Source organism: Flavobacterium sp. (assembly GCF_035456085.1).
In the GTDB taxonomy this organism is placed as follows: domain Bacteria; phylum Bacteroidota; class Bacteroidia; order Flavobacteriales; family Flavobacteriaceae; genus Flavobacterium.
In genome coordinates this window covers 1-7,199 of sequence record NZ_DATIDY010000238.1, presented here as the reverse complement: position 1 = coordinate 7,199, position 7,199 = coordinate 1, and the positions used below count along the sequence as shown (strand labels likewise).

8 protein-coding genes and 3 tRNA genes are annotated in these 7,199 nt (G+C 31.8%); 5 read left to right on the top strand and 6 right to left on the bottom strand.

The window, feature by feature from the left end; translation table 11 throughout:
* The 3 genes from VLC96_RS17690 to VLC96_RS17680 all read left to right on the top strand — a co-directional run.
* The coding region (locus VLC96_RS17690) for a T9SS type B sorting domain-containing protein (RefSeq protein ID WP_325265053.1) at nt 1-204 on the top strand (204 nt) is incomplete at its 5' end.
* Nucleotides 205-280: 76 nt separating this feature from the next.
* Nucleotides 281-1,195, top strand: a complete 915-nt coding sequence (locus tag VLC96_RS17685; protein ID WP_325265051.1) for an alpha/beta hydrolase — start codon at nt 281-283, stop codon at nt 1,193-1,195.
* 131 nt (nt 1,196-1,326) lie between these two features.
* Nucleotides 1,327-1,746: a DUF2141 domain-containing protein gene (locus VLC96_RS17680; RefSeq protein WP_325265050.1), complete on the top strand. Its 420-nt coding sequence runs from the start codon at nt 1,327-1,329 to the stop codon at nt 1,744-1,746.
* A gap of 55 nt (nt 1,747-1,801) precedes the next feature.
* Here VLC96_RS17680 and typA read toward each other — a convergent pair whose 3' ends face one another.
* A complete protein-coding gene (typA, locus tag VLC96_RS17675; protein ID WP_325265048.1) occupies nt 1,802-3,598 on the bottom strand; it encodes a translational GTPase TypA in 1,797 nt (598 codons plus the stop codon).
* A 177-nt stretch (nt 3,599-3,775) separates the two neighbouring features.
* Between typA and VLC96_RS17670 the strand changes: the two genes are divergently transcribed.
* Both VLC96_RS17670 and VLC96_RS17665 read left to right on the top strand, forming a co-directional pair.
* Nucleotides 3,776-5,491, top strand: a complete 1,716-nt coding sequence (locus VLC96_RS17670; RefSeq protein WP_325265046.1) for a PAS domain-containing sensor histidine kinase — start codon at nt 3,776-3,778, stop codon at nt 5,489-5,491.
* A gap of 1 nt (nt 5,492) precedes the next feature.
* Nucleotides 5,493-5,882, top strand: a complete 390-nt coding sequence (locus tag VLC96_RS17665; RefSeq protein WP_325265045.1) for a response regulator — start codon at nt 5,493-5,495, stop codon at nt 5,880-5,882.
* 89 nt (nt 5,883-5,971) lie between these two features.
* Here the strand turns inward: VLC96_RS17665 and rpsT are convergent, their stop codons facing one another.
* The 5 genes from rpsT to VLC96_RS17640 form a co-directional block, all read right to left on the bottom strand.
* Complete coding sequence (rpsT, locus tag VLC96_RS17660; protein WP_325265043.1) at nt 5,972-6,223, bottom strand: 30S ribosomal protein S20; 252 nt, start codon at nt 6,221-6,223, stop codon at nt 5,972-5,974.
* Between the two features lie 36 nt (nt 6,224-6,259).
* A tRNA-Glu gene (locus VLC96_RS17655) sits at nt 6,260-6,331 on the bottom strand.
* Nucleotides 6,332-6,374: 43 nt separating this feature from the next.
* Nucleotides 6,375-6,446: transfer RNA gene (locus tag VLC96_RS17650), tRNA-Glu, on the bottom strand.
* Nucleotides 6,447-6,491: 45 nt separating this feature from the next.
* Nucleotides 6,492-6,563: transfer RNA gene (locus tag VLC96_RS17645), tRNA-Glu, on the bottom strand.
* 94 nt (nt 6,564-6,657) lie between these two features.
* Nucleotides 6,658-7,199 (bottom strand): His/Gly/Thr/Pro-type tRNA ligase C-terminal domain-containing protein (locus VLC96_RS17640; protein ID WP_325265042.1); only part of this gene is annotated, 542 nt, incomplete at its 5' end.

Sequence of the window (7,199 nt, the reverse complement as noted above, 5' to 3'; positions counted from 1 at the left end):
AAAGGAATCGATGAAACATTTAATTCTGCAGCAAAAATTTTCATTTATGACCGATATGGTAAATTGATTAAACAAGTTCTCGCAACCAGTAATGGTTGGGACGGAACATATATTGGACATCAAATGCCGGCTGATGATTATTGGTATACTGTAAAACTAGAAGATGGACGCGAAGCGAAGGGACATTTTAGTTTAAAAAGATAAGGTTAATACATTAAATTAGTATTCATTTTAAACTATTTTAAAAATATCATTCAGATAACAATACTAAATTAAAGCCATGAATAAAATCATTCTATTAGCTTTAGCATTAATACTAAATTCTATTATTAATGCACAGGAAATAAAAGTTACTTCTGGTACATTACAAAGAATTAAAAATTTCAAATCCACTTTTGTCGATGCACGAAATATTGATGTATGGCTTCCTGATGATTATTCTTCGAAAGAAAAATATGCAGTTTTGTATATGCACGACGGTCAAATGTTATATGATGCAGAAGCTAGTTGGAACAAAACTGCTTGGGAAGTTGATGAAGTTGCCAGTAAATTAATGGCTGAAAATAAGACTCGTAAGTTTATAGTGGTAGGTATTTGGAATAATAACGTAAAACGCCATCCAGAATATTTTCCTCAAAAACCTTATGAAAGTTTAAGTCAAAATCAAAAAGATAAAATAACAATTGATTTAAAGTCAAGCGAAGCATTTAAACCAATATCTGATAATTACTTAAAATTTTTAGTGACCGAATTAAAACCTTTTATAGACAAAACCTTTTCAACTAAAAAAGACCAACAAAACACATTTATTGCCGGAAGCAGTATGGGAGGCTTGATTTCTATCTATGCCATTTGTGAATATCCAAAGGTTTTTGGAGGAGCTGCTTGCTTGTCTACCCATTGGCCAGGCACTTTTAGCTTAGAAAACAATCCAATTCCAGAAGCTTTTGCTAATTACCTGAAACGAAATTTACCAAATCCAAAAAACCATAAAATATATTTTGATTATGGTGATCAAACTTTAGATTCCTTATATCCGCCCCTACAGCAAAAAATTGACATTATAATGAGGTCAAAAGGGTATAATGAAAATAACTGGATGACTAAATTTTTTCCTGGGGACGATCATTCGGAAAACTCATGGAGTAAAAGATTAAATATTCCTCTGGAATTTTTATTAAAAGATAAAAATTAATCATTTAAGATATAATATCTGTTTTAAAGTTAGCCTATAATTAACACGCTTTTATAGAATAGATAACTTTCATCAATTTTATTATTTTGTACTTTTAACCACTTCATTTTAAATGCACAAAATCAATAATTATGATAAAATATTTCGCAGGAATCCTACTATTTATGGGTAGTTTGGGATTTGCTCAAAATTCAAATTTGACTGTCAATGTTACAAGTTTAAAAAATAATACAGGCAAACTAATTGCAGAATTGTATAACTCTGAAAGCAAATATCTTAAAACTGCTTATAAAATAAGTTCATCAGATATAAAAGCAAATGCCGCTTTAGTTACTTTTACTGAAATTCCAAAAGGAGAATATACAGTTCTTGTATATCATGATGCCAATAATAATGGTAAACTTGATAAATATTTAATTGGAATGCCTAAAGAATCAGTTGCCGTTTCCAATAATGCCAAGGGCTTTTTGGGACCTCCTAAATATGAAGAAGCAAAATTCATCGTCAATTCTGATTCTAAAATTAATATCAAAATGAGTGATGCTCATTAAAACACAAAACCCATTCAAATCAATGAATGGGTTTTGTGTTTTATAAAAAGATAGATTAGAACTTGAATCTTTTTCTATCAGTTTCTGACAAATAAATTTTTCTTAAACGAAGAGACTTTGGAGTAACTTCAACGTATTCATCTTTTTGAATATATTCTAAAGCTTCTTCTAAAGAGAATTTGATAGCTGGAATAATTCTAGCTTTATCATCAGCACCAGAAGAACGTACGTTAGAAAGTTTTTTCGTTTTAGTAACGTTAACAGTCATATCATCGCTACGGGTGTTTTCTCCAATAACCTGACCTTCGTAGATATCCTCGTTAGGATCAACAAAGAATTTACCACGATCTTGTAATTTATCAATAGAATAAGGAATTGCTTTTCCGTTCTCCATAGAAATTAAAGAACCATTGTTACGTCCAGGGATTTCTCCTTTGTATGGTTCGTATCCAATGAAACGGTGTGCCATAATAGCTTCACCAGCAGTAGCAGTAAGCAATTGATTTCTTAAACCGATAATTCCACGAGATGGAATATTAAATTTAATAATCATACGCTCTCCTTTACCTTCCATAGAAAGCATTTCTCCTTTACGGATAGTAACGAATTCAACCGCTCTACCTGAAAGATTTTCTGGCAAATCGATAGTTAACTCCTCAATTGGCTCACATTTTACACCATCAATTTCTTTGATGATAACTTGTGGCTGACCAATTTGTAACTCGTATCCTTCTCTTCTCATCGTTTCGATAAGAACTGATAAGTGCAATACACCACGACCAAAAACCATGAATTTATCAGCAGAATCAGTCTCACCAACTTTCATCGCTAAGTTTTTCTCAAGCTCTTTAGTCAATCTCTCACGAATATGTCTAGAAGTAACAAATTTACCTTCTTTACCGAAGAATGGTGAATCGTTAATTGTAAACAACATACTCATTGTTGGCTCATCAATAGCGATAGTTTGTAAAGCTTCTGGATTTTCAAAATCAGCAATAGTATCACCAATTTCAAAACCATCAACTCCTACAATCGCACAAATATCACCAGCAACAACTTGCTCTACTTTTTTACGGCCAAGGCCTTCAAAAGTGTGTAATTCTTTAATTCTTGATTTTATTACTTTACCATCTCTTTTTACCAAAGAAATTGGCATTCCTTCATTCAACACACCTCTTTCAAGACGCCCAATCGCAATACGACCTGTAAATGAAGAGAAATCTAAAGATGTAATCAACATTTGTGGAGTTCCTTCAGAAACCTTTGGAGCTGGCACATTTTTGATAACCATATCCAATAATGGCTCAATATTTTCTGTTTGATTTTTCCAATCATCTGACATCCAATTGTTTTTAGCAGAACCATAAACAGTTGGAAAATCTAATTGCTCTTCGGTAGCTCCTAATTCGAACATTAAGTCGAAAACTTTTTCATGAACTTCTTCAGGAGTACAGTTTTCTTTATCTACTTTATTGATTACAACACATGGTTTCAATCCTAAATCAATTGCCTTTTGCAATACAAAACGAGTTTGCGGCATTGGACCTTCAAAAGCATCTACCAAAAGACAAACACCATCAGCCATATTCAATACACGCTCTACTTCTCCACCAAAATCGGCGTGACCAGGAGTATCAATAATGTTGATTTTCGTTCCTTTATATTGAACAGAAACATTTTTTGAAGTAATAGTAATACCTCTTTCACGCTCTAGGTCGTTGTTATCAAGGATTAGGTCACCTGTATTCTCGTTGTCACGAAATAATTGACAGTGATACATAATTTTATCAACCAAAGTTGTTTTACCGTGATCGACGTGGGCAATAATTGCAATGTTTCTAATAGCTTCCATCTGTGATTTTTAATGGGTGCAAAGGTACACTTTATTTTGATATAAAAAATCTTTACGCATTAGTTTGATAATTTGTTTACTTAGAAACACTTATAGCAGCATTAGAATCAACATTGTCAGAATTATTTTAATTGCTAATTTTATTTTTTTTAATATTAAAATAATTACATTAGTTAAATGAAAAATAAAACCAATAAAATAGTACTAACATATATCCTCTCAGCATTATTTATTGCTATTATTAGTTTTAAATTCCTCAAGCAATTTCCATACACATCAAGTATTCATAATTATAATTTCATTAAAGACATTGTTTTCATCATAACTACAGGGCTTCTTCTTAAATACATTTTATCCCAAAACAATAAAAAAAACAGTGAAACTTACAAAAAGCTTAAACAGACCAACAAAAAACTAAAAGAGTCCAATGAAAAGTATGACATTGTAGCCAAAGCGACTAGTGATACTATCTGGGACTGGAAAATTCCTGAAGACAATTTTACATGGAACAAAGGCATCAAAGAAATTTATGGGTATACGCAGGAGCAAGTAGGAACAAATTCAAAATGGTGGTTCGACAATATACATCCGGAAGACAGCCTAAAAATGTCTATTAAACTTTATTCTTTTGTTGAGCAAAAAACAGAAATATGGCAAGATCAATACCGATTCAGATGCGCTAACAACACTTATAAATACGTACTGGATAGAGGTTTTATCCTTAAAGATGAAAACGGAAAAGCTATTCGAATGATTGGAGCTATTCAAGATATTACAAAACAAAAACAAGAAGAAAACAGGCTAAAATTACTCGAAACAGTTTTTACAGAAGCCAGAGATTCAATTATAATCACACAAGCTAACTCTACTAATACTCATCAAATTCCAGAAATAGTATTTGCAAATCCAGCTTTCAGCAAAATGTCTGGTTACGAACACTCCGAAATTATAGGAAAGTCTCTTTCTTTTTTTATGGGCAAAAATTCAGATACCCAAGAAATCGAAAAAATAACAGAAGCAATAAAAACCAAAACTGAATGTTCACTAGAAATCATACTTTACAAGAAGGACCATTCAGAATACTGGGTGAGACTTTCATTTGTTCCTGTTTATAATATTGAAAACAATCTTTCGCATTGGATTTCTATACAAAGAGATATAACAGAAGACAAAAAATTAGAAAAAGAAAAAGAAATTCTCATTCAGGAATTGACCAGTAATAATAAAGATTTAAAGCAATTTTCATATATCACCTCCCACAATTTAAGAGCTCCATTATCAAATTTGACAGGCTTATTACACCTCATCGAAATTGATACAATTGAAGATGAAGATTTGAAAGAAATTCTAAATGGTTTCAGCATATCAACACAAGTACTGAATGAAACCGTCAATGATCTAGCTAAAGCAATCACTATAAAAGATAGCCCTGCCGCACAAAATGAAGAAATACAAATAGAAGATATTTTCAAAAACATTCTAAACCAATTAAAACTAAGCATAGAAGTTCTAAAACCAAAAATAGAAATCAATTATGGGAATGTTTCCAAAATAAAAACCAATAGAATTTATCTGGAAAGTATATTACTCAATTTATTCACCAATTCTCTTAAATACAAATCCAAAAACAGAGATTTGATCATTAATGTTACACTTTCAAAAACAAATCACATAGTTACCATAAACTTCAAAGACAATGGTGTCGGAATTGATTTAGAAAGACATAACAACAAAATATTTGGTCTCTATCAAAGATTTCACAATTATCCAGACAGTAAAGGACTGGGCTTATTTTTAGTCAAATCTCAAATTGAAACGATGGGCGGAACAATCAGTATTCAAAGCGAAGTTGAAGAAGGAACTGAATTCATATTAACTTTTAAAACTCTTTAAAATGTTAGAATTAATCATGTGCATCGATGATGACCCAATTACATCTATGCTATTTAAAAAAGTAGTACAAAAAGCTTCTTTTGCAAAAAAAATAATAAATGCTTCCAATGGAGAAGAAGCTTTGATGCTTATCAACAACATTCCCAGTGAAGAAATAAAACCTCAATTACTTTTCTTAGACCTAAATATGCCTGTAATTAATGGTTGGGAATTTCTTGATTTATTTCAAGAGTCTGATTATTTCAATTTGTATGACACTAAAATCATCATTTTAACCTCAACAATAGATCCTGATGACATTAAAAAATCAAAATCTTATCCAAATGTGATTGAATTTTTATCCAAACCCATTACCATTGAAATGCTGCATTATTTAAGTTCCAAAATCTAATTAAGATTAAATATTCTTTTCATAATCCAAAAAATTAAGCATAAAAAAAGCTCCTTTTTCAAGGAGCTTTTTAATATAAATTATATTACTTACAATTTAGCAACATGCTTAGTTAACTTAGACTTCAAGTTTGAAGCTTTATTATCATGAATGATGTTTTTCTTAGCTAATTTATCAATCATAGAGATTACATTTGATAATTTAGCAGTAGCATCAGCTTTATCAGTTGCAATTCTTAATGCTTTAATAGCATTACGAGTAGTTTTATGTTGGTATCTATTTAATACTCTTCTCTTTTCGTTACTTCTAATTCTTTTTAGAGCTGATTTATGATTTGCCATTGTATTAGTTTTTTTTCTTAATTATTTCATTTTTTGTAGTCCGTAAGGGAATCGAACCCCTGTTACCAGAATGAAATTCTGGCGTCCTAACCCCTAGACGAACGGACCATGATCCCTCTAAGTTCGGAACTTTTAAATCAAAAAAAATTTGTAGTCCGTGGGGGAATCGAACCCCCCTTACCAGGATGAAAACCTGGCGTCCTAACCGATAGACGAACGGACCATTATTTTTTTATTCTAAGAACTTTTTTAATCTAAATATTTCTTGTAGTCCGTGGGGGAATCGAACCCCCCTTACCAGGATGAAAACCTGGCGTCCTAACCGATAGACGAACGGACCGTTGTTTTGCAACAGCACTACTTCTGTAATGCGGATGCAAAAATACAACTATTTTCTATTTGCGCAATAGCTAAACACATTTTTTTTTATTTTTTTAATATGCCTTAGCAAAAAGCACTCTTCCAGATGAAGGTTTCCCAGTAAATACGCAGCTTCCCGCTTGTTCAACCCTATCCAAAGGAATACATCTTATTGTTGCTTTTGTTAATTCTTTGATCTTCTCTTCGGTCTCAGCAGTTCCATCCCAATGTGCTGAAACAAAGCCTCCTTCACCATCTAAAACGGCTTTAAACTCATCAAAATTATTTACTTCAGTAATATGAGTATTTCTATAATTTAATGCGCGGTCAAATAAATCCTTCTGAATTCGCTCTAGTAAGTCATTAATATATTCAACAATTTTTCCTCCTTCAACAACTTCTTTTGTCAAATTATCACGTCTTGCCACCTCAAAAGTTCCGTTTTCTAAATCTTTTGGCCCCACAGCAATTCTAACCGGAACTCCTTTTAATTCCCATTCAGCAAATTTGAATCCTGGTTTTTGAGTAGTTCTGTCATCATATTTAACTGAAATTTTCAGCTTTCTCAATTTCGCTGTCAATTCATTCACTGCAGCAGTAATTTCTGCCAATTGCT

Excerpts from the sequence above, each read along its gene's own strand:
- VLC96_RS17685 (WP_325265051.1), top strand. The coding sequence starts at position 281 with ATGAATAAAATCATTCTATTAGCTTTAGCATTAATACTAAATTCTATT.
- VLC96_RS17680 (WP_325265050.1), top strand. The coding sequence starts at position 1,327 with ATGATAAAATATTTCGCAGGAATCCTACTATTTATGGGTAGTTTGGGA.
- typA (WP_325265048.1), bottom strand. The coding sequence starts at position 3,598 with ATGGAAGCTATTAGAAACATTGCAATTATTGCCCACGTCGATCACGGT.
- VLC96_RS17670 (WP_325265046.1), top strand. The coding sequence starts at position 3,776 with ATGAAAAATAAAACCAATAAAATAGTACTAACATATATCCTCTCAGCA.
- VLC96_RS17665 (WP_325265045.1), top strand. The coding sequence starts at position 5,493 with ATGTTAGAATTAATCATGTGCATCGATGATGACCCAATTACATCTATG.
- rpsT (WP_325265043.1), bottom strand. The coding sequence starts at position 6,223 with ATGGCAAATCATAAATCAGCTCTAAAAAGAATTAGAAGTAACGAAAAG.